We start from the raw sequence: 21,488 nt of genomic DNA, 5'->3' as shown, positions 1-21,488 counted from the left end.
GTCCGGGCGGTCCGCCTCATGGCGCGGGCCCCCCGACTCCGGGCAGGCTGGGCGCATGACCGAACCCTTTCCGCCCCAGGGCGCGCACGTGACAGCGGTCGCGGCCCCGGCCGGGCCCGGCGACCGCCCCCCGCCGGCCCGTTTCGCCTACGACGCGCACACCTGGAAGGAGATCGCCCATCTCCTGGTGAACCTTCCTGTGTCGCTGGTCGGCTTCACCTACACGGTGACCATGCTGTTCACCGGTGCCGGGCTGACCGTCACGGTGATCGGGCTGCCGCTGCTCGCCGCCGGACTGCTGGGCGCGCGGCAGCTGGGCAGGCTGGAGCGGGCGCGGGCCAGGAGGCTGCTCGGGGTGCGGGTGGAGGAGCCGAGCCCGCTGCCGCACGGGGCCGGGGGATTCTGGCCCGGGCTGTGGCTGGCGCTGAGGGACCCGGTCGGCTGGCGCACGGTGCTGTACGAGCTGATACGGCTGCCGTGGGCCGTGCTCACCTTCACCGTCACACTGACCGGGCTGTTCGTCCTGTGGCCGGTGCTGCCGTTCGTGGTGCGCGCCCTGACGAACGTGGACCGGGCGATGGTGCGCGGCCTGCTGTCGCCCTCCGACGAGCTGGAGCGGCGCATCGCGGAGCTGGAGTCCGACCGGGGTGTGGTGGTCGATACGGCGGCGGCGGACCTGCGGCGCATCGAGCGCGACCTGCACGACGGGGCACAGGCCCGGCTGGTGAACCTGGCGATGGGTCTGGGCCTGGCCAAGGAGAAGCTGCTGGAGGATCCCGACGCCGCGGCCACCATGGTCGAGGAGGCGCACGGTGAGGTGAAACTGGCGCTGCAGGAGCTGCGGGACCTGGCCCGCGGCATCCATCCCGCGGTGCTGACCGACCGGGGTCTGGACGCCGCCCTGTCGTCGGTCGCCTCGCGCTGCACGGTGCCGGTGAAGGTGACGGCCGACCTGGACGAGCGTCCCGCCGCCGCCATCGAGGGCATCGCCTACTTCACGGTCTCGGAGCTGCTGCAGAACGTCAGCAAGCACAGCGGGGCCCGGTCGGCCTCGGTCGACGCGTGGCGGTCGGAGGGCCGGCTGTTCCTCCAGGTGTGGGACGACGGGCGTGGCGGCGCGAGCCTGCAGGGCGGGTCCGGTCTGCGGGGCCTCGCCGACCGGCTCGGCGCGGTGGACGGTCTGTTCGTCGTGGACTCGCCGGAGGGCGGTCCGACGACGGTGACGGCGGAGCTGCCGTGGCGGGACCGTTCCGGTGTCCTCGCCCCGCAGACGCGGACGGCCGAGAGGGCGTCCGCCCGCGGCCGGAGGTAGGGAAAACCCCCCGGCCAAGACTGCGACGGACTCCATGGTCCGCGGACCTGCGGCGGAGCAGTCTGGAGGTACGACAGCACAGCCTCCGCACGAGACTAAGGACGACGCCGATGGCCACGGAGTACGGACAGGGCTACGGGCTCCCCACCCGCCCCGGACAGCCCGGGAACGCCGGGGAACGGCGGCACCGGCTGCCGGCCGCGCTGCGGGCGCCGGTCGAGGGGCGCACCTGGCGCGAGCTGGGCTATGTGCTGCTGAGCCTGCCGATCAGCATCCTGCTGTTCACCTACGCGGTCACGATGGTGTCGCTGGGGGCGGGCCTGCTGGTGACGTTCCTGGGTGTCCCGGTGCTGGCGGCGGCGCTCGCCGGCTGCCGCGGGTTCGGGTCGGTGGAGCGGGCACGGGCGCGGGGGCTGCTGGGCCTCGACGTGGGCGAGCCGGAGCCGCTGCGGGTGAGGCGGCGGGGGTTCATGGCGTGGGTGGGGGCCCTGCTCAAGAGCGGCGTCTCCTGGCGGTCCCTGCTGTACGCGGTGCTGCAGTTGCCGTGGGCGGTGCTGTCCTTCACCGTCACCGTGACGCTCTGGTCGGTGGGCTGGTCGCTGCTGACGTATCCGCTGTGGTTCTGGGTCTTCCCGATGTACACCGGGCAGGACGGCATACAGCTGTACGGCGACGAGCGGCACCAGATCTATCTGGACAACCCGTTCGAGATCACGGTGACGGCGGGGGTGGGTCTGCTGGTCACGCTCGCCACGCCGTGGATCGTACGGGCGCTGACGACCGTGGACCGGGTGATGGTGCACGGGCTGCTCGGGCCGTCCCGGCTGGCGACGCGGGTGGTGGAGCTGGAGTCGGACCGCGGGGTCGTGGTGGACACGGCGGCGGCGGACCTGCGGCGCATCGAGCGCGACCTGCACGACGGGGCGCAGGCCCGGCTGGTGGCGCTGGCCATGGATCTGGGGCTCGCGAAGGAGAAGCTGCGGGAGGATCCCCAGGTCGCGGCGCAGATGGTGGACGAGGCGCACGGCGAGGTGAAGACGGCGCTGCAGGAGCTGCGGGACCTGGCCCGCGGTATCCATCCCGCGGTGCTGACCGACCGGGGTCTGGACGCGGCGCTGTCCTCGGTGGCCTCGCGCTGCACGGTCCCGGTGCAGGTGGAGGTGGACCTTACGGAGCGGCCCGCGCCGGCCATCGAGGGCATCGCCTACTTCACGGCCTCGGAGCTGCTGCAGAACGTCAGCAAGCACTCGCGGGCGACCGGTGCGGCCGTGGAGGTGTGGCGGACGGAGAACCGGCTGATGCTCCAGGTCGTCGACAACGGGGTGGGCGGTGCCGACACCTCCCGGGGTTCCGGACTGTCGGGCCTGGCGGAACGGCTGAAGGCGGTGGACGGAATCCTGGTGGTGGACTCGCCGGCCGGCGGCCCGACCCGGGTGACGGCCGAGCTGCCGTGGCGCGCGGAGTGGACCCGCTGACCGCGCCCCGAGATCCGTGAGCGGGACCGCCGGGCGGTGGGCCGGGAGCGGATGCGCAGGACCGGAACCGGAACCGCACGCGGCCCCGGACCGGGACCGGAACCGGGACCCGCGAGGGACCCGGACCAGGACCGGAGCGGGACCCGGACCGGGCCGGATGGCGGCCATGGCGACCGGATGCGGAACTGAGACGGGGACCGGCGGGACGCACCGGACGGACGACGTGCCTCGACGGCACCCCCGATCGCGTCGCCCCGGCCCATCCCCCGCCGGATGCTGGAATGCTGGACCTGTTGACCGGGCCCGCCAGGAGGGCGGCCCGGGAGCGGGGTGTGGGGGCCGAGGGACGTGGAGGACAGGGTGCGGGTGGTCATCGCCGAGGATTCGGTGCTGCTGCGGGAGGGTCTGACGCGGCTGCTGACCGACCGGGGACACGACGTCGTGGCCGGTGTCGGTGACGGAGAGGCGCTGATCAAGACCATCGCCGAGCTGGACGGGCGGAACATGCTCCCGGACGTGGTGGTGGCGGACGTACGGATGCCGCCGACGCACACGGACGAGGGAGTGCGGGCCGCGGTGCAACTGCGCAAGTCGCATCCGGGGGTCGGGGTGCTGGTGCTGTCGCAGTACGTGGAGGAGCGCTACGCCACGGAGCTGCTGGCCGGTTCCAGCCGGGGCGTCGGCTATCTGCTGAAGGACCGGGTGGCCGAGGTACGCGAGTTCGTGGACGCGGTGGTGCGGGTGGCCGAGGGTGGCACGGCACTGGACCCGGAGGTCGTCGCGCAGCTGCTGGGCCGCAGCCGCAAGCAGGACGTGCTCGCGGGGCTCACCCCGCGCGAGCGGGAGGTGCTGGGCCTGATGGCCGAGGGGCGGACGAACTCGGCGGTCGCGAGGCAGCTGGTGGTCAGCGACGGCGCCGTGGAGAAGCACGTCAGCAACATCTTCCTGAAGCTGGGGCTGTCCCCGAGCGACGGCGACCACCGGCGGGTGCTGGCCGTCCTCACCTATCTCAACTCCTAGAACTCCCCTCGAGCGGTGTCCCGCCGCGGGCTCGAGGACGTCTCGAAGTCGTGTCCAACATGCGAATGACCCAAGGAAGGCGACCCTTACGGACGTAGGGTTTATGCGGGGAAGGCCTGCGGGAAGGCCGTCCCGGACAGCCGCCTCGAGGAGGTCCAGTTCAGTGACCAGTCAGGTCAGCAGCACTGCGGAGCAGGCCGACGGAGCAGTCGTAGGAGAGCAGCGCAATGCGGCGGGTGCGAAGGACGTCCGCCGCCTCGACCGAGTGATCATCAGGTTCGCGGGGGACTCGGGTGACGGGATGCAGCTCACCGGTGACCGTTTCACCTCCGAGACCGCGTCCTTCGGCAATGATCTTTCCACCCTGCCGAACTTTCCGGCCGAGATCCGCGCCCCTGCCGGCACCCTGCCGGGCGTCTCGTCCTTCCAGCTCCATTTCGCCGACCACGACATCCTCACGCCCGGCGACGCCCCCAACGTGCTGGTGGCGATGAACCCGGCCGCGCTCAAGGCCAACGTCGGCGATCTGCCGCGCGGCGCGGAGATCATCGTCAACACGGACGAGTTCACCAAGCGGGCGATGCAGAAGGTCGGCTACGGGACCAGTCCCCTGGAGGACGGCTCGCTGGACGGGTACCACCTGCATCCGGTTCCGCTGACCACGCTGACCGTGGAGGCGCTGAAGGAGTTCGACCTCACCCGTAAGGAGGCCGAGCGCAGCAAGAACATGTTCGCACTCGGTCTGCTGAGCTGGATGTACCACCGGCCGACCGAGGGCACGGAGAAGTTCCTGCGGACGAAGTTCGCGAAGAAGCCCGACATCGCGGCGGCCAATATCGCGGCCTACCGTGCGGGCTGGAACTTCGGCGAGACCACCGAGGACTTCGCGGTCTCCTACGAGGTGGCCCCGGCGGCGAAGGCGTTCCCGGCCGGTGTCTACCGCAACATCTCGGGCAACCTGGCCCTGTCCTACGGATTGGTCGCCGCGTCCCGGCAGGCGGACCTGCCGCTGTTCCTGGGCTCGTATCCGATCACCCCGGCCTCCGACATCCTGCACGAGCTGAGCCGGCACAAGAACTTCGGTGTGCGGACCTTCCAGGCGGAGGACGAGATCGCCGGGATCGGGGCGGCGCTGGGTGCGGCCTTCGGGGGGTCGCTCGCGGTGACGACGACGTCCGGTCCGGGTGTGGCGCTGAAGTCGGAGACGATCGGTCTCGCGGTGTCCCTGGAGCTGCCGCTGCTGATCGTGGACATCCAGCGCGGCGGCCCGTCCACCGGCCTGCCGACCAAGACGGAGCAGGCGGACCTGCTGCAGGCGATGTACGGGCGCAACGGCGAGGCGCCGGTCCCGGTCGTCGCCCCGCGCACCCCGGCCGACTGCTTCGACGCCGCCCTGGAGGCGGCCCGGATCGCGCTGGCCTACCGCACCCCGGTGTTCCTGCTGTCCGACGGGTATCTGGCCAACGGATCGGAGCCGTGGCGGATCCCCGACCTGGAGGAGCTGCCCGACCTGAGGGTGCAGTTCGCCCAGGGCCCGAACCACACCCTGGACGACGGTGCGGAGGTGTTCTGGCCGTACAAGCGCGATCCCCGGACCCTGGCGCGCCCGTGGGCGGTCCCGGGCACGCCGGGTCTGGAACACCGGATCGGCGGCATCGAGAAGCAGGACGGCACGGGCAACATCTCCTACGACCCGGCCAACCACGACTTCATGGTCCGCACCCGGCAGGCCAAGATCGACGGCATCGACGTACCCGACGTGGAGGTCGACGACCCGGACGGCGCCGCGCGGGTGCTGGTGCTCGGCTGGGGTTCGACGTACGGACCGATCACGGCGGCCGTGCGGCGGCTGCGGAACGCCGGGGAGTCCATCGCCCAGGCGCATCTGCGGCACCTCAACCCCCTCCCGCAGAACCTCGGCCCGATTCTCGGGCAGTACGACCGGGTGGTGGTCCCGGAGATGAACCTGGGGCAGCTCGCCACCCTCATCCGGGCGAAGTACCTGGTCGACGCGGAGTCGTACAACCAGGTCAACGGTATGCCGTTCAAGGCGGAGCAGCTCGCCACGGCGCTGAAGGAGGCCATCGATGACTGACGCCAACGCGCTGCTCCAGCTCGTCCCCAGGGCCGAGGGCAAGCAGTCCATGAAGGACTTCAAGTCCGATCAGGAAGTGCGCTGGTGCCCCGGCTGCGGTGACTACGCCGTACTCGCCGCCGTGCAGGGATTCATGCCGCAGCTGGGCCTGGCGAAGGAGAACATCGTCTTCGTCTCCGGCATCGGCTGCTCCTCCCGCTTCCCGTACTACATGAACACCTACGGGATGCACTCCATCCACGGCCGTGCCCCGGCCATCGCGACCGGCCTCGCGGCCTCCCGCCGCGATCTGAGCGTCTGGGTGGTGACGGGGGACGGCGACGCGCTGTCCATCGGCGGCAACCATCTCATCCACGCCCTGCGCCGCAACGTCAATCTGAAGATCCTGCTGTTCAACAACCGCATCTACGGGCTGACCAAGGGCCAGTACTCCCCCACCTCCGAGATCGGCAAGATCACCAAGTCGACGCCGATGGGCTCGCTCGACGCGCCGTTCAACCCGGTGTCGCTGGCGATCGGCGCGGAGGCGTCGTTCGTGGCCCGCACGGTGGACTCGGACCGCAAGCACCTCACCGAGGTACTGCGCCAGGCCGCCGACCACCCGGGCACCGCGCTGGTGGAGATCTACCAGAACTGCAACATCTTCAACGACGGCGCCTTCGAGGTGCTCAAGGACCGTCAGCAGGCCGAGGAGGCGGTGATCCGGCTCGAGCACGGGCAGCCGATCCGCTTCGGAGCCGACAACTCCAAGGGCGTCGTACGCGACCGCGCCACCGGCGACCTGCTGGTGGTCGGCGTGACACCGGAGAACGAGGCCGACATTCTCGTGCACGACGCCCACTCCGCGTCACCGACCACCGCGTTCGCGCTGTCCCGGCTCGCGGACGTCAACACGCTGCACCACACCCCGATCGGTGTCCTGCGCTCGGTCGAGCGGCCGGTCTACGACACCCTCATGGCCGACCAGCTCGACACCGCCGTCGAGCAGAACGGCAAGGGCGACCTCGGCGCGCTGCTGGCCGGCGGCGACACCTGGACCGTCGTGGGGTGAGCCGCACGGAACCGCGACCGCACGGGGGAGGGCCCCGGCATCCCGAGGATGCCGGGGCCCTGCCCCGTGCGCCGCGTCCGCGACCGAACCCGGTCGTCCTGGGCGCGCACCCCTCTATCGCTTTCCAAAAGTTAGCGCATGGCCTACGGTTAGTGTGGAACGCGACCCCGCGCAGCCACCCCACCCGCACTCAGGAGTCCCGCATCATGAGCATCGTCGTCACCGGAGCCACCGGACACCTCGGCCGTCACGTCGTGGAGCAACTGCTGGACAGGGTTCCGGCCGAGCAGGTCACCGCCGTGGTCCGCGACGCCGGGAAGGCGGCGGACCTCGCCGGGCGCGGGGTGCGGATCGCGGTCGCCGACTACAGCGCCCCCGAGACGTTCGACGGCCTGTTCGCGGCCGGCGACAAGGTGCTGCTGATCTCCGGCAACGAGTTCGACAAGGGCAGGGTGGGGCAGCACCGGGTCGTCATCGACGCCGCGAGGGCCGCCGGCGTCGCCCTGCTCGCCTACACCAGCGCCCCGGGCCCCCTGAGCGCCGCGCTCGCCGACGACCACCGCGGCACCGAGCAGGCACTGCTCGGCTCGGGCGTGCCGTACACGCTGCTGCGCAACGGCTGGTACCACGAGAACTACACCGAGAACCTCGCCCCGGTCCTGGAGCACGGCGCGGTCCTCGCCGCCGCCGGTGAGGGCCGGGTCTCCTCCGCCTCGCGGGCCGACTACGCGGCCGCCGCCGTCACGGTACTGACCGGCGAGGGCCACGAGAACCGGACGTACGAACTGGGCGGCGATGTGGCGTGGAGCTTCGCCGAGTACGCGGCCGAGCTGAGCCGGCAGACCGGCCGGGAGATCGTCTACAACCCGGTCACGCCCGAGGCGCTCACCGGCATGCTGAGCGGTGCCGGGGTACCCGAGCCGATGGCGGCCATGTTCGCGGGCGTGGACGTCTCGATCGAGAAGGGTGAGCTCGTGGTCGACAGCGGCGACCTGTCCCGGCTGGCCGGGCGCCCGACCACCCCGCTCGCCGAGGCGGTCGCCGCCGCGCTCAAGGACTGACCCGGGCGCCGTCGGGCCCCGGGCCCCCCGGACACCCCCGTGTGTCATGACCGTATGCCGATACGGGCATGACACGCGGGGGTGTCCGGCGTTACCGTCGTCGGCGTACGCCGCGCGCGTTCGGCGAGCGCCGCGGGAGACAGGGCACGTGTCAGGCACGAAGGAGGACCCGTGACCGGGAAGCCGGCCGCAGAGCGGCGCACAGGACTGTTGAACGGCTTCGCGGCGTACGGCATGTGGGGGCTCGTGCCCCTGTTCTGGCCGCTGCTCAAGCCCGCGGGAGCGGTGGAGATCCTGGCCCACCGGATGGTCTGGGCGCTGTTCTTCGTGGCCGCCGCACTGCTCCTGGTACGCCGCTGGGCCTGGCTCGGTGAGCTGCTGCGGCAGCCACGCAGGCTGGTGCTGGTCACGGTCGCCTCGGCGGTCATCACCGTGAACTGGGGCGTCTACATCTGGGCGGTCAACTCCGGGCACGTCGTCGAGGCATCCCTCGGCTACTTCATCAACCCGCTGGTCACCATCGCGATGGGCGTGCTGCTGCTGAAGGAGCGGCTGCGGCCCGCACAGTGGACGGCGGTCGGGGTCGGCGCCGCAGCGGTGGTCGTCCTCACCGTCGGCTACGGCCAGCCCCCGTGGATCTCGCTCTGCCTCGCCCTCTCCTTCGCCACCTACGGGCTGGTGAAGAAGAAGGTCAACCTCGGCGGCGTCGAGTCCCTGGCGGCCGAGAGCGCGATCCAGTTCCTGCCCGCGCTCGCGTATCTGGTGTGGCTGACCACCCGCGGCGACGGCACCTTCGGCGTGGAGGGGACGGGACACGCGCTGCTGCTCGTCGCCGCCGGCGTCGTCACCGCGCTCCCCCTGGCGTGCTTCGGCGCGGCCGCCATACGGGTGCCCCTGTCCACGATGGGGCTGCTGCAGTACATGACACCGGTCCTCCAGTTCCTGCTCGGCGTCCTCTACTTCAAGGAGGCCATGCCACCCGAGCGCTGGGCCGGTTTCGCGCTGGTCTGGCTGGCGCTCGCCCTGCTCACCTGGGACGCGCTGCGCACCGCCCGCCGGACCGCCCGCACGCTCGCCGCGGAACGGGCGGAACGGGCGGGGCGGGCGGCACACGGCCCGGCGGACGGGCCCGCCGCCGCGCAGCCGGACGCGGTGGAGGTTCGGCCGTAGACGCGACGGCAGCAGCGTCGATGTCAGCGCCAGGCCCTATAACTGGTCGCATGACGCAGACACCGACTCCGGCCGCGCCCGTGCACTGGAAGGTCGTCATCGACGCGGCCGACCCGCACAGGCAGGCCGACTTCTGGGCCTCCGCCCTGCGGTACGTGGTCGAGGACAACAGCGCCCTCATCGGGAAGCTGCTCGGCGCGGGAGCCGTGCCGGCCGAGCTCGTCGTGGAATCCCACGACCGCCGGGCCTGGCGCGACCTGGCGGCGGTACGGCACCCGGACGACCCCTACGACGAGGAGAGCGGCACCGGCCTCGGGCGGCGGCTGCTGTTCCAGCGGGTCCCCGAGCCCAAGACCGTCAAGAACCGGCTGCACCTCGATCTGCATCCCGGTGCGGGGCGCCGTGAGGAGGAACTCCGGCGGCTGGAGGGTATCGGGGCACGTGTGCTGCGGCGGGTGGAGGAGCCTGCCGGGGGGTGGACCGTGATGACCGACCCGGAAGGCAACGAGTTCTGCCTGCACTGAGTGCCGGGTGAGGACGCCGGTCCCGGCTCAGGACTGCCGCGCGCGGGCCCGTCCGGTCAGGCGGCCCATACGGGCGCGGGCGGACTCCAGTTCCTCGATCTCGTCGGCGGCGGCGCCGCCCCCGGCGGCGAGCTCGCTCCACAGCGCGATCAGCTCGTGGCCGAGCTCCAGGCCGAGCAGCGGGTCGCGCACCCCGCGCCATGCGGTGGCGGCACTGCGGACGTTGCCGTAGGCGGCCTCCGGATCCGCCGCCCGGCGGCAGATCAGGGCCAGGTCGAGGGAGAGCCGGAAGGCGCGCAGCGGTTCACCGGCCAGGTAGGCGATGTACGCGGTGAGTTCGCGCAGGCGGAGAACCTCCGGGTGTTCCGGGCCCAGAGTGGCCGACGCCTGCGCCACGGTCTGCTCGGCCAGGCTGGCGGCGGTGTCGATCCGGCCGGACCGGACGGCCTCGTTGACCCGGGCCATGGGGTCGGCGAGGTGGTTCGAGCCGGAGGTGGTGAAGGGCTCGTCGCCGAGCACCGCCTCCGCCACGGCGTCGAAGCCGCGGGGCGGGGTGGGCCTGGGGTCGGGGTCGAACCCGAGGTCGGGCTCGGGTGTGGCGCCGGAGGTCAGCGGGCGGGACATGGACCCGGAGGACGACCGCGGTGTGAGCGCGGGGGACGCCGGAAGGCCGGGCCCGGAGGACGGCTCCGCGGGGTGCCGCGATCCGGCGTCCATGGGCGGGGGCGGACCGAACTCGCCGGTGGGGGGCGCGACGGTGCCGGGCGACGTGCCCTCCACCGGCTCGGGTACGGACCGCAGCGCGAAGGTGGGTACGGCGTCCCCGGAAGCCTGTGCCGCGGAGGCCGGGCGCAGCCTGAAGGTGGGAGTGGCGTCCTGCACGGCGGCCGGGCCCGGGGTTCGGTCCGGAGCCTGACCCGGGGCTACCTGCCCCGGGGCATGACCCGAGGCGTGGCCCAGAGCCTGCCCCGACGCCTGGCCCGAGGCTGCCTGCGGTTCCGGTACAGAGCGCAGGAGGTGTGTCGGCCGGTCCGCGTCGGGCACCCGCGCGGGCTCCGCCGTGTCCCCCGCGTCCGCCGGTCCCCGGTCACGGTCCCGGTCACGGTCACGGTCCCGTTCACGGTCGCGGTCCGGGCTCAGGCGGTCCGGCTCCGCCGTGAAGCGGCTGGAGCCGTCCGGTTCGACCTGGAGCCGGACGGCATAGCCGATGCGCTCGTCGCGTACGACGGCGAGGACGGCGTGCCCGGAGGCGATGGCGATGCGGTGGAGACGGGCCAGTACCGCGTGCTGGATCTCCTCACCGGGCCCCGCGATCACCGATACCCCGTCGACCGACGCCACTCCCGCGCCCGCGCCGGCTCCGGCTCCGGCTCCGGCTCCGGCTCCGGCTCCGGCTCCGGCTCCGGCGGGAACATGGACCTCGATCGGCGCCGCCGCACGGTGCGCCGCCTGCGCGTCCTGCTGCTGTTCCCGCTTCTTCTCGCGGCTGAGTCGCGACATCGTTCCCTCATTCGGGTCGTACACCTACCGTCGAGTCTGTCCGCTCGCCCGCGCTTCTCACGTCACCGCGGTGTCACAGGCTCGTCCCAACGGCCGCCGGCCCTGGTTTCACCTCCGTCCGGCGGCATGAGGATCGAGGTGACGAGCAGGAGAGGGAACATGCGGACAGGCATGGGAGAGGGACCCGAGATCTGGATCCGGGGGCCGGTGGCGCCCCCCGGCGCGGAGGCGACCCCGCCGGAGCACGCCCCCGCGCACGCGACGCCCCGGCGCTTCTCCTGGGTCGGCCTGCACGGTGGCGCGGGTGTCTCCACACTCGCCGCCGTCTACGGCGGTCACGACAGCGGACGCGCCTGGCCCGGGCCCGCCGATCCTCGGTGGGTGCTGTTCGTCGCCCGGACGCACGCGGCCGGCCTGGACTCGGTGATTCCGGCCGTGGAGGCGTTCCGGAGCGGGGAGGCGCCCCCGGGACTCGACCTGGAGGCCGTCGTGCTGGTGGCGGACGCGCCGGGACGGCTGCCGCGCCCCCTCGCCCACCGCATCCGGCTCGTCGAGTCGGTGATCGACGTGTACCGGGTCCCCTGGGTGCCCGAGTGGCGCGTGGGCGGCCTGGGCGGCCGGCCACCGCACGGGACGGACTCCCCGGCCCGGCTGACGGGTGCGACGCGCTGAGCGGGGACGGCGTCACGGAGATCGCCTCCGCCGTGCGCGGGGGCGCGCTCCGGGCCGTGGAAGTGGTCTCCGGGGCGCTGGAACGGATCCACCGGGCCGACCCGGTGCTGTGCGCCTTCCTCGAGGTGTGGGCCGGGGAGGCACTGCGGCGGGCGGCGGAGGTGGACGCCCGCGTCGCCGCCGGGGAGCGGCTGCCGCTGGCCGGGGTGCCGATCGCGGTCAAGGGACGGCACGGACTGCGGACGGCGGGCCCGTTGCTCACGGCCGGGTGTGTCGCGGTGGGCGCCACCTCGGTGCCCGGCCCGGGGACGCCGTGGCAGACCTGGGGGCTCGGGGCCCACGGCCGTACCGTCAATCCGTGGCGGTCGGACCGCACCCCGGGCGGTTCGTGCGCCGGGGCGGCGGTGGCGGTGGCGGCGGGGCTGGTGCCGCTGGCGACGGGCGGTGACGGCGCGGGCTCGGTGCGGATCCCGGCGGCGTGGTGCGGGGTCGTCGGCCTGAAGATCACGGGCGGCCTGCTCCCCTCCCCCGACCGTACGGGCCTCGCGGCTCCCGGCGTTCTGACCCGTACGGCCGCGGACGCGACGGCCTGGTGGCGGGCGGTGCGGCCGCCGTCCGGCGTGGACGAGGCGCCCGTACGCCGGCCGCTGTCCGCCGTGTGGTCCCCCGGCCTCGGCTTCGCCCGTCCCGATCCGGAGCCGGTCGCGTCGGCCCGGTCGGCGGCCGGCCGGCTCGTCGACGCGGGGATCGTACGGCTGGTGCGGCCCCCGGAACGGCTCTCGCTGCTCGACCCCGCCCCGGCCTGGACGGCCCTGCGCACTCCCGGCGCCGACCGGACCGGCGCCCACCGCGTCCGCGCCGGGAACAACCGCCGCCTGGACGCCCTCTTCGCCGGCACCGACCTGCTGCTCACTCCGGCGACACCCACCGCACCGCATGGCCACCAGGGCCCGGGTGACGTCTACTCCACCGCGCTGACCTGGGCGTTCAACGTCAGCGGGCACCCCGCGCTGAGTCTCCCTGCCGGGTTCGGTGCCGACGGCTGCCCGGCGGGGCTCCAGCTGGTGGCCCCGCGCGGGCGGGAGGATCTGCTGCTCGCCGTGGCGCGGGAGGCGGAGCGGCGCGGGGCCCTCGCCTGAGCCGTCGCGGCCCCGGGAACTCCGGACCTCCGAGGTCTTCCGCCGGGACCAAGCGCTACCCGGACCACTGGTCGGGCCGGCTGCGTACGGCCGGACTCGACGTCGAGACCGCCATGGCGGGGCGCACCTTCCGCGGCGTCACCGCGCTCGCCCACGAGAGGCCGGTCGTCGCCGGCCCGCTGATCGGCACGCTGAACGACTCGGCCGCGTGTCCGGGGACGGGCCGGACCGTCACGCGCCCCGGCCCGCCCGTGCTGCCCGTACGGCCTACGCGGTGATGTCCTTCGCCGTGAACCGCGCCCAGGCCGCCGAGCCGAAGACGGCCGCGTAGAGGGCCTGGAGGCCGAGGTTCCTCGTCAGGTCCTCCCAGTGGACCGGTTCGCGCATCAGGTCGGCGAAGGACAGCCAGTAGTGGGAGAACAGGTAGGGGTGCACGGCGTGCAGCTGCGGGATCTGGTCGATGATCTGGACCGTGATCAGCAGCCCGACCGTGGTCGCCATCGCCGCGATGCCGCTGTTGGTCAGCGTCGAGACGAAGAGGCCGAGCGCCGCCACCCCGGTCAGGGACGCGGCGACGACCAGGGCGATCAGCAGGGTTCTGACCAGACCCTCGGAGAAGTCGATCCGGGTGCCGGAGATGGTCGTGAGGTCGCCGAGCGGGAAGAGCAGCGCGCCGGTGATGAGCGCGGAGACGGCGACCACCAGGGTGGCGACCAGACAGAAGGTCATGACCGCCGCGTACTTGGTGAGCAGCAGGCGGGTCCGGCCGGCGGGGGCGACCAGGAGGTAGCGCAGGGTGCCGGCGTTCGCCTCGCCGGCGAGGGCGTCGCCCGCGACGACCCCGATCGCCATGGGCAGGAAGAAGGGCAGGGTGGCGGCGAGCGCGGTGAAGACCAGGAACAGGCCGTTGTTGGTGATCTGCGAGATGAACGCCGGCCCTCCGCCGCCCCCGCCGCCGGCCGACGCGCCGTCACCGGTCTCGATGCGCACGGCGATGCCGACCAGGACCGGTACGGCCGCCAGCACCCCGAGCAGGGCGAGGGTGCGCCAGCGCCGGAAGGTGGTGAGCAGCTCGCTGCGGAACAGACCGAGGGTCCACAGCGGGCTCGCCTTCCGTGCCGCCTCAGCCCGCCACATCGAAGCCCTCCCCGGTCAGTGCCACGAACGCGTCCTCCAGGGAGGCCCGTTCGACCCCGAAACCGCGGACTCGGACGGCGGCCGTGACCAGTGCCGCGTTGACCTCGGCGAGGTCCCGTTCGGGTGCCTCTCCGGTCACCCGGTCCTCGGCCACCACGACATCGGCGACCCCCTGCTCCTTGAGCACCCGGGCGGCGTCGGCCGGGTCCGGTGTGGTCACCACCAGCCGGCCACGCGAGCCCGCGGCCAGGTCGGCGACCGGGCCCTGGGTGATCAGGCGGCCCCGGGTCATCACGGCGGCATGGGTGCACACCTGCTCGATCTCGTCGAGCAGGTGGGAGGAGAGGAAGACGGTGGTCCCGTCCGAGGCCAGTGCGCGGACGAGTGTGCGGATCTCCCGCATGCCCTGCGGGTCGAGGCCGTTGGTGGGCTCGTCCAGGACGAGCAGCCGGCGCGGCTGCAGCAGGGCGGCCGCCAGGCCGAGACGCTGCTTCATACCGAGGGAGTACGCCTTCGCCTTCTTGCCGGCGGCGGCCGTCAGGCCCACCCGGTCCAGTGCGGCGGCGACGCGGACGCGCCGGGTGCGCGGATCGGCGGTGGGGTCGGCGGCGTCGTAGCGGAGCAGGTTGTCGCGTCCGGAGAGGAAGCCGTAGAGGGCGGGGCCCTCGATGAGGGCCCCGACATGGGGCAGCACGGCGCGCGCGGAGCGCGGCATGGGGCGCCCCAGGACGTGCGCCGTGCCGGAGGTCGGCTCGATCAGACCCATCAGCATGCGGATGGTGGTGGTCTTGCCCGAGCCGTTGGGGCCGAGGAAGCCGAAGACGCTGCCCTCCGGGACGGTCAGGTGCAGACCGTCGACGGCGAGCTGTCCGCCGCGGTAGCGCTTGGTGAGCGCGCGGGTGGTGATGACCGCACCGTCACCCTCGTACGCGCCGGGCTGCGTGCCCGCGCCGTCCGGCTCCCTGGCGGACGCCTCGCCCATCGGCTCCCTCGTTCCCTGTCGCGGCCGGCCCCGGGGGCCTTACTTCCCCGCGTCGGCCGCCTTCACGAGCGCGTCCTTGGTGACGGCGCCCACATAGACCTTGCCGTCGTCGGTGAAGAGGGCGTTGACCAGGCGGGTGCTGAACACCGTGCCGGTGCCGAACTCGCCCTTGACCTGGTCACCGAGCGAGCCGAGGAAGCCCTCGACGTCACCGCCGGCGTCACCGGTGGGCATGCCGCCCCCGGCGCCGGTGTCGAAGGTGGCGACGGTGTTCCAGCCCTCGCCGAGCATCCGCATCCCGTCGAGGCCCTTGGCGAGGTCCTCCTCGGACTTCGGCCCGCGCTCCGGCCCCCGCGAGTGCTCCCGGCCCCGGTCCAGTGCGCCCTCCTCGGTCACCTCCGCGCCCTTGGGCGGGGTGAACTCGAACGTGGACGCGGCCGGCCGGTCGAAGCTCACCTTGGTGAAGCCGACGTCCACGACGGCCGCGCCGCCGCTCGACGGGGTGAGCGTGAACTTCAGCGGCATACCGGTCCTGTGGTCGACCGCGATGCTGATCGCGCCGACCGTGGAGCCGGACTGCCTGGGCTTGACGACCAGCCTGTACGCGTCCCGGCCGGCCACCTGGGCGGTGCCGTCGACGGTCACGGACGTGGTGTCGTCGACCGCCTTCAGCGCCTCCTCGGCGAAGCCCTTCGGGGTGGCCGGGGGCCGCCGCTGCTCCCGGTCCTTCCCGGAGGCCTCGGCCGTGCCGTGGTAGACCTCGTTGGACGCGCTGTCGTAGCCCCAGACGTCCTTGCCGTTGTGGATCAGGCTGTACTCGGCGGCGTTCTCCAGGATCGACACCTTCTGCCGGTCCGGGCCGTCGGCCGCGATCCGCAGGGTGTGCGTGCCGGACGCCAGTTCGGTGAGCTTGGCGGACGGATCGGCCGAGGAGCCGTCGTCACCGCCCTGCTCCATCGCACCGGACATCAGGCCGCTCTCCAGTCCGCCCAGGTCCGGCAGTCCGAGGTCGGTGGTGATCTTCACGGTGCCGGACAACTGCTCGACGTCCGACTGCGCGATCTTCTCGATCAGTTGTGCGGCGGTGATCTCCGGGAGGTCGGGATCGCCGGAGCTGGCGATCGCGGGGACGAGCCCGATGGTCGCGGCCGCCACTCCCATCACCGTGACCGGGACGACGTACCGCGCGGCCCTGCGCCGCCCCGTGCGCGGCTCGTCGACCTCCCCCGCGGTGGTCCTGTCGTCGGATTCGTACGGTGCCATGTGTGCCCTCCGTGGTCGGCGGCGGCTTCCGTCTCGTGTTCCTCGCACCAGTCTCGCCCTGAGCCGCCATTCTCACCCGAACCGGTGAGAAGTGGTGTTGTCCGTCGTTGTCCATCTGACCAAATCCGGCAGGTGAATACGTCAGACCGCGGGCGCAACTCCATGTACTGCTGGGGTATGACACGGAGGACGGATTCCTCCTGTGACCACTAGGGGTCGCGAGGAGGGGTGACGCGGGGACCGGGTGACGGCCCGGCAGGAACCGGCTCAGCTCCCGTGGAACACCACCGCGCCGGCTCAGCCCGCGCGGTGCACCACCGCGTCGCAGAGCTGCACGAGTGCCGCCTTCGCGTCGCACTCCGGCAACGGGGCCAGCACCGCGCGCGCATCCTCCGCGTACCGCACGGTGTCCCGGCGGGCCTGCTCCAGCGCGGGGTGGGCGCGCAGCAGCCGCAGCGCCTCGGCGTGCCGGGCGTCGTCGGTGAGGTCGGAGTCGAGCAGCTCGCACAGGGCGATGTCCTCGGCCACCCCCAGCCGGGCCGCCCGCTCGCGCAGCCGCAGCACGGGCAGCGTGGGGATGCCCTCGCGCAGGTCGGTGCCGGGGGTCTTGCCGGACTCGTGGGTGTCGGAGGCGATGTCCAGGACGTCGTCGGCGAGCTGGAAGGCGACGCCGAGCCGCTCGCCGTACTGGGTGAGCACGTCGACCACCGTCTCGTCGGCGCCGGACATCATCGCGCCGAAGCGGCAGGAGACGGCGACCAGCGAGCCGGTCTTGCCGCCGAGCACGTCCAGGTAGTGGTCGACCGGGTCGCGGCCGTCCTGCGGCCCGGCCGTCTCCAGGATCTGACCGGTGACCAGCCGCTCGAACGCCTCGGCCTGCACCCGCACCGCCTCCGGGCCGAGGTCGGCCAGGATGTGCGAGGCCCGCGCGAAGAGGAAGTCGCCGGTGAGGACCGCGACGGAGTTGCCCCAGCGGGTGTTCGCGCTGTCCACTCCGCGCCGCACCTCGGCCTCGTCCATCACGTCGTCGTGGTACAGCGTGGCCAGGTGGGTCAGCTCCACCACCACGGCGGAGGGCACCACGCCGGGCGCGTAGGGGTCGCCGAACTGGGCGGCGAGCATCACGAGCAGCGGACGGAACCTCTTGCCGCCGGCCCGCACCAGATGCTGGGCGGCACCCGTGATGAGGGGGACCTCACTCTTGGTGGCCTCGATCAGCCCTTCCTCGACAGCCGTCATTCCGGCCTGGACATCGGCTTCCAGAGCCTGGTCCCGCACGCTCAGCCCGAACGGCCCGACGACGGTCACGTGGGGTCTCCTGTCTGCTGGTGTCCACTGGCGATCACAGGGAATGTCGATAGGTCGCTGCCCTCACTCGAGTCAGCGTATCCGGTCACCTTTCGATCACCACCGGCACCCGGGGTTCCAGGCAGGGCGATACGAGATCGGGAGCAGGGCGTTTCCGACCGTTCACCGACAACGGACATTCCCCTGCTTTCCGGACTCAATGATGCCCGGACCATCCTGCCCGGCACGTCGCCCGATTCGCCGCAATTGGCGCACGCTTTCCCCTTGGCGGCAAATGGCCACCCGCCTCGCGGTCAGTGAAGTGAGTCACGCGCGAGCCGCCTCCTCCACGGCTCCCCCGCAGCCGTCTCCGCCCGTTGCCCGAAGCGGAGTTGACCCTTGGCACCCACAAAGGACCGAGCTTCCCAAATCGCCCATTCGAAGATCAAAGGGCTTCTTGTGTGACGTCCTCACTTGTTCCCGACATCCGCTCTCGCATACGTTCCGGGCCTGCCGGGCGGACGCCGAATCCTGCCACCGCCCGCATCACACCCACCGACGAACTCACGCAGGGCAGGAGCGGGGGACCCAGGTAAGCCGCCGGGCCGGCCACGCGCCGGAACGGCTCGGGGTGAAGCCATGCCCGCAGGGGCACGGCCGGGCACTCTCCCGCCCGAACCCGACAGCTCACCTCGCAGGCGCAGGAGAGGAACACAGACATGCCCGCTTCCGGTCAGCCCCGCTTCGGCCGCCGCCGCCTCGTCCGCTCCCTCGCCGTCGCCGGCACCGGCGTCGCCGTGGTCGCCCTCCCGCTGTTCGGCGCCACCGGTGCCGCCGCGGCCACCACGGCGCCCACCACCGCCACCAGCACGACGACGTACCCGGACACCCTCGACGGCTGGATCCGCGAGTCGCTGTCGGTCATGGCGCAGCACGGCATCCCGGGCTCCTACGAGAGCATCCACCGCAACATCATGCGCGAGTCCTCCGGCAACCCGGCCGCCATCAACCTGTGGGATTCCAACGCGGCCGCCGGCACCCCCTCGAAGGGGCTGCTGCAGGTCATCGACCCGACCTTCCAGGCGTACCACGTGCCCGGCACCGTCTTCGACCCGTTCGACCCGGTCGCGAACATCACGGCGGCCTGCAACTACGCCGCCGACCGCTACGGCTCGATCGACAACGTCTTCGGCGCGTACTGAGCCGACCGCTGACGGCCGAGCACGGCCGCACCCCCGAACAGTCGCTCGAGGACGACGGCCACGCCGTCGTCCTCGTTCGACGTGGTGACCTCGTCGGCCACCGCCTTCAGTTCGGGATGCGCGTTCGCCATGGCGACGCCGTGCGCCGCCCAGTCGAACATCGGGATGTCGTTCGGCATGTCGCCGAAGGCCACCGTCCGCGCCGGGCTCAGCCCCAGGTGCTCGGCGGCCAGCGCGAGCCCGGTCGCCTTGGTCACCCCGCACGGCTGGAGCTCCACGGTCCCCGGCCCCGACATGGTGACCGTGGCCAGCGAACCGACCACCGAGCGCGCCGCCGCGGCCAGCGCGTCGTCGGACAGCCGCGGGTGGCGCAGCAGCACCTTGCTGATCGGCCGTTCCCACAGATCGCTCCGCCGCTCGACCCGTACCGCGGGCAGCGTCGGGTGCGGCATCAGGTAACCCGGCTCGATCAGCGTCAGCCCGTCGACCCCGTCCTGGTCGACCGCGGCGTACACCTCCCCCACCTCTGCCTCGATCTTGCCAAGAGCGGTTTCCGCCAGTTCCCGGTCCAGCGTGACGGACCACAGCAGCCGGCCCGCGCCGGCGTCGTACACCTGCGCGCCCTGTCCGCACACCGCGAGCCCGGTACTGCCGAGATCGTCGAGGAGCGGCCGCACTCTGGGGGCCGGGCGGCCCGTCACCACGAGGTGCTGGGCACCGGTCTGCGCCACCCGCGCGAGGGCGGCGCGGGACCGGTCGGACAGGGTGTCGTCGCCGCGCAGCAGCGTCCCGTCCAGGTCGGTGGCGATGAGCGAACAATCGGTGGGTGCGGCCATGATCAGAGAATACGGACAACACGACCGTCCGATTCACGGTGCTCGTATCCGCTCGCTTTCGGTGCGATTCCCCTTCCGTGGGCACCGGGTACGGACCGGTTCATGACTGTTTCACCGGTTGGCAGGAACATCGTCCGCTCTCCACCGTCCACCCGGGACCGGGCGGTACCTTCCCGGAGTCCAGGGCGACTTGACCCGGGGGCAGGTGAGCAGGGGACGCGCGCGTGCCGCGGCCCGAGGAGCTCGGCGGGGGGGAACGGGAACGCCGGCGGGAACCGCGCGACGCGGCGAACGCACCGCGCACCCCGGTCGTCGCGTCGAGCGGGTGCGACGGCGCCTGCACCCGCCGCGGTCCGGCGGCCGGAACCAGCGGCGCGTGACGCTCTTGGGGCCGCGTCTCCACGCCCACGCACCCGCTTCGCCGCCGCATCACCCCTCCCGCTCTGCCCAAGACCGCCGCGGCACCCGTAACGTGTGGCACGGCCACGGACACGTGGAGCACCTGCGCACACGAAAGCGAGGCAGCACCCGATGCCCCCCTTCGATGTCCCCGAGGGCGACCCCTTCGGCCCGCATAATCTGCCGTACGGCGTGTTCTCTCCTCCCGGCTCGTCGGAGCGGACCGTCGGTGTCCGGCTCGGCGACCACGTCCTCGACGCCGGCGCGGCGGCGCACGCGCTGGGCTCCCCCTACGCCTCACTGCTCGCCCGGCCGACCCTGAACCCGCTGCTGGCGGCGGGCCGTACTGCCTGGTCGGACGTACGGCGGGCGCTCACGGCCTGGGTGACCGTCCCCGCGCACCGGGAGACCGTCGAGCCGCTGTTCCACCCGCTGTCCGAGGTGACCCTGCACCTCCCCTTCGAGGTCGCCGACTACGTCGACTTCTACGCCTCGGAGAACCACGCCCGGAACGTGGGCCGGATCTTCCGGCCCGACGCCGAGGACTCACTGACCCCCAACTGGAAGCACCTGCCGATCGGTTACCACGGCCGGTCCGGCACGGTCGTGGTGTCCGGCACCGACGTCGTCCGCCCCTGCGGCCAGCGCAAGGCGCCCACCGACGCCGCCCCCGTCTTCGGGCCGTCCGTCCGGCTGGACATCGAGGCCGAGGTCGGCTTCGTCGTCGGCGCACCGTCCGAGCGGGGCCGTCCGGTGCCGCTCGGCGACTACCGCGACCACGTCTTCGGCCTCTGCCTCCTCAACGACTGGTCCGCCCGCGACGTCCAGGCCTGGGAGTACGTCCCCCTCGGCCCGTTCCTCGGCAAGTCCTTCACCACCTCGGTGTCCGCCTGGATCACCCCGCTGGACGCGCTGGAGGAGGCCCGGGTGGCACCGCCGGAGCGCACCCACGAGCTGCTGCCCTACCTCGACGACGCCGACGAGGAACCCGGCGGCTACGACCTGCGGATCACCGTCACCGTCAACGGCCATGTCGTCTCCGAGCCCCCCTTCTCGACCATGTACTGGACGGCCGCCCAGCAGCTCGCCCACATGACCGTCAACGGCGCCTCGCTGCGCACCGGTGACCTGTACGGCTCCGGCACGGTGAGCGGCCCCACCGAGCGGGAGCGCGGCTCGCTGCTGGAACTGACCTGGAACGGCCGCGAGCCCCTCGAACTCCCGGACGGCAAGCGGACGTTCCTCGAGGACGGGGACGTGGTGACGCTGTCCGCCTGGGCACCGGGGCCGGACGGCGTGCGGGTGGGCCTCGGCGAGGTCACGGGACGTGTGGTCCCCGCGCCCTGACCCTGCCGGCCCTGTC

General features: G+C 72.6%; 18 protein-coding genes, 1 pseudogene and 1 riboswitch. Of the genes and pseudogenes, 13 read left to right on the top strand and 6 right to left on the bottom strand.

The genetic code is table 11. The annotated features are described in order from the left end of the window. The first annotated feature begins 55 nt into the window (after nucleotides 1-55). The 8 genes from HTV45_RS03045 (at nucleotide 56) to HTV45_RS03010 (ending at nucleotide 9,708) form a co-directional block, all read left to right on the top strand. Entirely contained in the window at nucleotides 56-1,312 is a 1,257-nt protein-coding gene (locus tag HTV45_RS03045) for a sensor histidine kinase (protein ID WP_215204009.1), read from the top strand. 110 nt (nucleotides 1,313-1,422) lie between these two features. Further along, complete coding sequence (locus HTV45_RS03040) at nucleotides 1,423-2,787, top strand: sensor histidine kinase (RefSeq protein WP_215204008.1); 1,365 nt, start codon at nucleotides 1,423-1,425, stop codon at nucleotides 2,785-2,787. A gap of 360 nt (nucleotides 2,788-3,147) precedes the next feature. Beyond that, nucleotides 3,148-3,807, top strand: a complete 660-nt coding sequence (locus HTV45_RS03035; RefSeq protein ID WP_308309096.1) for a response regulator transcription factor — start codon at nucleotides 3,148-3,150, stop codon at nucleotides 3,805-3,807. 163 nt (nucleotides 3,808-3,970) lie between these two features. Then, on the top strand, nucleotides 3,971-5,902 hold the full coding sequence (locus HTV45_RS03030) for a 2-oxoacid:acceptor oxidoreductase subunit alpha (RefSeq protein ID WP_215204006.1): 1,932 nt from the start codon (nucleotides 3,971-3,973) through the stop codon (nucleotides 5,900-5,902). Continuing rightward, the gene (locus HTV45_RS03025) at nucleotides 5,895-6,953 is read left to right on the top strand and encodes a thiamine pyrophosphate-dependent enzyme (protein ID WP_215204005.1); all 1,059 of its coding nucleotides are present in this window, start codon (nucleotides 5,895-5,897) and stop codon (nucleotides 6,951-6,953) included. The genes HTV45_RS03030 and HTV45_RS03025 overlap by 8 nt, the downstream gene beginning before the upstream one ends. Before the next feature lie 206 nt (nucleotides 6,954-7,159). After that, on the top strand, nucleotides 7,160-8,014 hold the full coding sequence (locus tag HTV45_RS03020) for an SDR family oxidoreductase (RefSeq protein ID WP_215204004.1): 855 nt from the start codon (nucleotides 7,160-7,162) through the stop codon (nucleotides 8,012-8,014). A 171-nt stretch (nucleotides 8,015-8,185) separates the two neighbouring features. After that, nucleotides 8,186-9,184 (top strand): EamA family transporter RarD, encoded by a 999-nt coding sequence (rarD, locus tag HTV45_RS03015; RefSeq protein WP_215204003.1) that lies wholly within the window; start codon nucleotides 8,186-8,188, stop codon nucleotides 9,182-9,184. Nucleotides 9,185-9,234: 50 nt separating this feature from the next. After that, on the top strand, nucleotides 9,235-9,708 hold the full coding sequence (locus HTV45_RS03010; RefSeq protein WP_215204002.1) for a VOC family protein: 474 nt from the start codon (nucleotides 9,235-9,237) through the stop codon (nucleotides 9,706-9,708). 27 nt (nucleotides 9,709-9,735) lie between these two features. Here the strand turns inward: HTV45_RS03010 and HTV45_RS03005 are convergent, their stop codons facing one another. Next, nucleotides 9,736-11,208: a tetratricopeptide repeat protein gene (locus tag HTV45_RS03005; protein WP_251691031.1), complete on the bottom strand. Its 1,473-nt coding sequence runs from the start codon at nucleotides 11,206-11,208 to the stop codon at nucleotides 9,736-9,738. Between the two features lie 159 nt (nucleotides 11,209-11,367). Between HTV45_RS03005 and HTV45_RS02995 the strand changes: the two genes are divergently transcribed. The 3 genes and pseudogenes from HTV45_RS02995 to HTV45_RS33855 all read left to right on the top strand — a co-directional run. Continuing rightward, on the top strand, nucleotides 11,368-11,880 hold the full coding sequence (locus tag HTV45_RS02995) for a DUF6668 family protein (RefSeq protein ID WP_215204000.1): 513 nt from the start codon (nucleotides 11,368-11,370) through the stop codon (nucleotides 11,878-11,880). Between the two features lie 56 nt (nucleotides 11,881-11,936). Next, nucleotides 11,937-13,019, top strand: coding sequence for an amidase (locus tag HTV45_RS02990; protein ID WP_308309058.1), 1,083 nt, complete (start codon nucleotides 11,937-11,939; stop codon nucleotides 13,017-13,019). A 38-nt stretch (nucleotides 13,020-13,057) separates the two neighbouring features. Continuing rightward, nucleotides 13,058-13,228 (top strand): annotated as a pseudogene (locus HTV45_RS33855) (flavodoxin); the annotation flags it as partial. A 58-nt stretch (nucleotides 13,229-13,286) separates the two neighbouring features. Here HTV45_RS33855 and HTV45_RS02985 read toward each other — a convergent pair. The 4 genes from HTV45_RS02985 to HTV45_RS02970 all read right to left on the bottom strand — a co-directional run bounded on the left by HTV45_RS02985 (nucleotide 13,287) and on the right by HTV45_RS02970 (nucleotide 17,709). Beyond that, a complete protein-coding gene (locus tag HTV45_RS02985; RefSeq protein WP_215203999.1) occupies nucleotides 13,287-14,156 on the bottom strand; it encodes an ABC transporter permease in 870 nt (289 codons plus the stop codon). After that, nucleotides 14,143-15,138 (bottom strand): ABC transporter ATP-binding protein, encoded by a 996-nt coding sequence (locus HTV45_RS02980; RefSeq protein WP_215203998.1) that lies wholly within the window; start codon nucleotides 15,136-15,138, stop codon nucleotides 14,143-14,145. The genes HTV45_RS02985 and HTV45_RS02980 overlap by 14 nt, the downstream gene beginning before the upstream one ends. Before the next feature lie 39 nt (nucleotides 15,139-15,177). Beyond that, nucleotides 15,178-16,401, bottom strand: coding sequence for a DUF2092 domain-containing protein (locus tag HTV45_RS02975; RefSeq protein ID WP_215203997.1), 1,224 nt, complete (start codon nucleotides 16,399-16,401; stop codon nucleotides 15,178-15,180). 297 nt (nucleotides 16,402-16,698) lie between these two features. After that, nucleotides 16,699-17,709 carry a polyprenyl synthetase family protein gene (locus HTV45_RS02970; protein WP_215203996.1) on the bottom strand — a complete coding sequence of 337 codons (1,011 nt, stop codon included), beginning with the start codon at nucleotides 17,707-17,709 and terminating at the stop codon, nucleotides 16,699-16,701. 525 nt (nucleotides 17,710-18,234) lie between these two features. Beyond that, nucleotides 18,235-18,402: riboswitch (cyclic di-AMP (ydaO/yuaA leader) on the top strand. 5 nt (nucleotides 18,403-18,407) lie between these two features. Between HTV45_RS02970 and HTV45_RS02965 the strand changes: the two genes are divergently transcribed. Then, nucleotides 18,408-18,890, top strand: coding sequence for a transglycosylase SLT domain-containing protein (locus HTV45_RS02965; RefSeq protein ID WP_215203995.1), 483 nt, complete (start codon nucleotides 18,408-18,410; stop codon nucleotides 18,888-18,890). Here HTV45_RS02965 and HTV45_RS02960 read toward each other — a convergent pair. After that, a complete protein-coding gene (locus tag HTV45_RS02960; RefSeq protein ID WP_215203994.1) occupies nucleotides 18,854-19,726 on the bottom strand; it encodes an HAD family hydrolase in 873 nt (290 codons plus the stop codon). The genes HTV45_RS02965 and HTV45_RS02960 overlap by 37 nt on opposite strands. A 531-nt stretch (nucleotides 19,727-20,257) precedes the next feature. Between HTV45_RS02960 and fahA the strand changes: the two genes are divergently transcribed. Then, nucleotides 20,258-21,472, top strand: coding sequence for a fumarylacetoacetase (gene fahA, locus HTV45_RS02955; RefSeq protein ID WP_215203993.1), 1,215 nt, complete (start codon nucleotides 20,258-20,260; stop codon nucleotides 21,470-21,472). Nucleotides 21,473-21,488 lie beyond the last annotated feature (16 nt).

It is taken from the genome of Streptomyces sp. CHD11, from assembly GCF_018638295.1.
Lineage (GTDB): Bacteria > Actinomycetota > Actinomycetes > Streptomycetales > Streptomycetaceae > Streptomyces.
Note: the sequence above shows the minus strand (reverse complement) of the source record. Positions and strands in the feature narration are given on the sequence as shown.

Coding starts and splice junctions, on each gene's coding strand:
- HTV45_RS02960 (WP_215203994.1), bottom strand. CDS start 19,726: ATGGCCGCACCCACCGATTGTTCGCTCATCGCCACCGACCTGGACGGG.
- HTV45_RS02965 (WP_215203995.1), top strand. CDS start 18,408: ATGCCCGCTTCCGGTCAGCCCCGCTTCGGCCGCCGCCGCCTCGTCCGC.
- HTV45_RS02980 (WP_215203998.1), bottom strand. CDS start 15,138: ATGGGCGAGGCGTCCGCCAGGGAGCCGGACGGCGCGGGCACGCAGCCC.
- HTV45_RS02985 (WP_215203999.1), bottom strand. CDS start 14,156: ATGTGGCGGGCTGAGGCGGCACGGAAGGCGAGCCCGCTGTGGACCCTC.
- HTV45_RS03045 (WP_215204009.1), top strand. CDS start 56: ATGACCGAACCCTTTCCGCCCCAGGGCGCGCACGTGACAGCGGTCGCG.
- HTV45_RS03010 (WP_215204002.1), top strand. CDS start 9,235: ATGACGCAGACACCGACTCCGGCCGCGCCCGTGCACTGGAAGGTCGTC.
- HTV45_RS03020 (WP_215204004.1), top strand. CDS start 7,160: ATGAGCATCGTCGTCACCGGAGCCACCGGACACCTCGGCCGTCACGTC.
- HTV45_RS02995 (WP_215204000.1), top strand. CDS start 11,368: ATGCGGACAGGCATGGGAGAGGGACCCGAGATCTGGATCCGGGGGCCG.
- HTV45_RS03025 (WP_215204005.1), top strand. CDS start 5,895: ATGACTGACGCCAACGCGCTGCTCCAGCTCGTCCCCAGGGCCGAGGGC.
- HTV45_RS02975 (WP_215203997.1), bottom strand. CDS start 16,401: ATGGCACCGTACGAATCCGACGACAGGACCACCGCGGGGGAGGTCGAC.
- HTV45_RS03040 (WP_215204008.1), top strand. CDS start 1,423: ATGGCCACGGAGTACGGACAGGGCTACGGGCTCCCCACCCGCCCCGGA.
- fahA (WP_215203993.1), top strand. CDS start 20,258: ATGCCCCCCTTCGATGTCCCCGAGGGCGACCCCTTCGGCCCGCATAAT.
- HTV45_RS03005 (WP_251691031.1), bottom strand. CDS start 11,208: ATGTCGCGACTCAGCCGCGAGAAGAAGCGGGAACAGCAGCAGGACGCG.